Annotated in this window: 2 protein-coding genes; both read left to right on the top strand. The window is 71.8% G+C overall.

The window, feature by feature from the left end; translation table 11 throughout:
• On the top strand, positions 1–999 hold a 999-nt coding region (locus tag AC08OO_RS20820; RefSeq protein ID WP_476618946.1), incomplete at its 5' end, for a beta-ketoacyl-[acyl-carrier-protein] synthase family protein.
• Positions 996–2,297 carry a beta-ketoacyl synthase N-terminal-like domain-containing protein gene (locus tag AC08OO_RS20815; protein ID WP_476609697.1) on the top strand — a complete coding sequence of 434 codons (1,302 nt, stop codon included), beginning with the start codon at positions 996–998 and terminating at the stop codon, positions 2,295–2,297. The genes AC08OO_RS20820 and AC08OO_RS20815, both read left to right, overlap by 4 nt.
• Positions 2,298–2,365 lie beyond the last annotated feature (68 nt).

The raw sequence follows: 2,365 nt of genomic DNA, 5'->3' as shown, positions 1-2,365 counted from the left end.
GGCGGGGACGGCGGGGACGGCGGGGACGGCCCGATCGTTGGCGTCAGCATCGGCAGCGCGGTGGGCGCGACCACCCGCCTGGAGAACGAGTACGTCGAGGTCTCCGACAGCGGGCGGGACTGGGAGGTTGATCCCCGGTACGCCAGCTCGTTCCTCTACCACGCGATGGTGCCGAGCTGCCTGGCCACCGAACTGGCCTGCCGGTTCGGGGCGCACGGCCCAGCCTTCGTGGTCTCCACCGGCTGCACCTCGGGCATCGACGCGGTCGGCTACGGCCATCAGCTCATCGTCGACGGCGAGGCCGACATCGTCATCGCCGGTGCCTCCGACGCGCCGATCTCCCCGATCTCGATGGCCTCCTTCGACGCGATCCGCGCGACGACAGCCCGCAACGACGACCCCGAACACGCCTCCCGTCCCTTCGACGCCAGCCGGGACGGCTTCGTGATGGGGGAGGGCTGCGCCGTACTCATCCTGGAGGAGCTCACCGCCGCCCGGTCGCGCGGTGCGCACATCTACTGCGAGGTGGGTGGGTACGCCTCGCGCTCGAACGCGTTCCACATGACCGGACTGCGCCCCGACGGGGTCGAGATGGCCGAGGCGATCCGGGTCGCGATGGACGCGGCGCGGGTCGGGGCCGACGACATCGACTACATCAACGCGCACGGATCGGGCACCAAGCAGAACGATCGGCACGAGACGGCAGCCTTCAAGCGTTCGCTGGGACAGCGGGCGTATGACATCCCGGTCAGCTCGATCAAGTCGATGATCGGGCACTCGCTGGGCGCGATCGGGTCGATCGAGATCGCTGCCTGCGCCCTGGCGATCGAGAACGACGTCATCCCCCCCACCGCCAACTGGACCACCCGCGACCCCGAGTGCGATCTCGACTACGTCCCGAACATCGCCCGGGACCACACTGTCGACGTGGCCCTGTCGGTCGGCAGCGGTTTCGGTGGCTTCCAGTCGGCGATCGTCCTCGCCGCCCCGACGCGATGAACGCCGCCGTGGAGGCCTCCGTCGCGACGGCCGCGGGACCCGCGTACCGGGACGGTTCGCCGCAGGCCCCGGTCCGGCCGGTCGTCACCGGTCTCGGCGTCCTCGCGCCCAGCGGCATCGGGACGGAGGAGTACTGGGCATCAACTCTGCGCGGCGAGCTGAAGATCGCGCCGATCAGCCGGTTCGACACCACCTGGTACGACGCCACCCTTGCCGGAGAGGTCGCCGGTTTCGCGGTCGAGGACTACGTCGACAAGCGGTACATCGTCCAGACCGATCGGTGGACCTGGTTCGGGATGGCCGCGTCGCGCCTCGCCATGGCCGATGCGCGCTACGACCCGGCAGCGCACGATCCGTATGCGACCTCGGTGGTGTTCGGCAGCGGGTCGGGCGGTGTCGACATCGGACAGCGCGAGCTGGGACGGTTGTGGACCCGGGGCCGCACTGCGGTGAGCGTCTATCAGTCGATCGCCTGGTTCTACGCGGCGACGACCGGGCAGACCTCGATCCGGTATGGTCTGAAGGGGCCATCGGGGGTCCTGGTCAGTGACGGTGCCGGCGGAATCGACAGCCTGGCCCAGGCCCGGCGGATTATCCGCCGCGGCACGCCGACGGTGCTCGCCGGGGGGGCCGAGGCGAGCCTGACGCCTTATGCGATTGCCGGCCATCTGTCCGGTGGCCGGGTCAGCACCGCGACCGTCGCGGCGGACGGCTACAAGCCGTTCGACGTTCGGGCGAACGGTTACCTGCCCGGTGAGGGTGGCGCGACGCTCGTGCTCGAGGATCCGGCCGCCGCCGCCGCCCGGGGAGCCCCGCACGTTTACGGCGAGATCGCCGGCTACGCCGCGACGCACGACGCCGCCCACCACGAACGCCCCGCCCCGGACGCGCGCTGGCTCGCCACCGCGATGCGCCGGGCCCTGCGCGACGCCGGCCTCACCCCGGACGGCGTCGATGTCGTCTTCGCGGACGGCGCTGGTTCACCGGACCTCGACGCCCAGGAGGCGGCGGCGATCCGCACGGTCTTCGGGGCCCGGACGGTCCCGGTGACGGCGCCGCAGGGCTTCGTCGGCAGGCTCCTCGCCGGCGGCTCGGCGTTGACGGTGGCCGCGGCGTTGCTGTCCATCCGGGACGGGGTCATCCCGGCGGTGGGCAACCTCGACACCCCCGATCCGGCCCATGGACTCGACCTCGTGCGCACGCCCCGGCGTGTACCCGTGCGGGTGGCGCTGGTGAACGCCCGCGGCCACGGCGGTTTCAACAGCAGCCTCGTGGTTCGCGCCGTCGGTCCTCGCTGAGGAGGACGTACCCACCCGTACCGCCTGCCCGCACCGCCTGCCCCCGCTCCTGCCCGCTCACCTCCGAC

It is taken from the genome of Frankia sp. CeCAU1 (assembly GCF_977971845.1).
The sequence above is the reverse complement of the archived record's forward strand: the minus strand, read 5'-3'. Positions and strand labels throughout refer to the sequence as shown.

Bases quoted from the DNA above. Each gene is read 5' to 3' on its own strand.
- AC08OO_RS20815 (WP_476609697.1), top strand. From the start codon at position 996: ATGAACGCCGCCGTGGAGGCCTCCGTCGCGACGGCCGCGGGACCCGCG.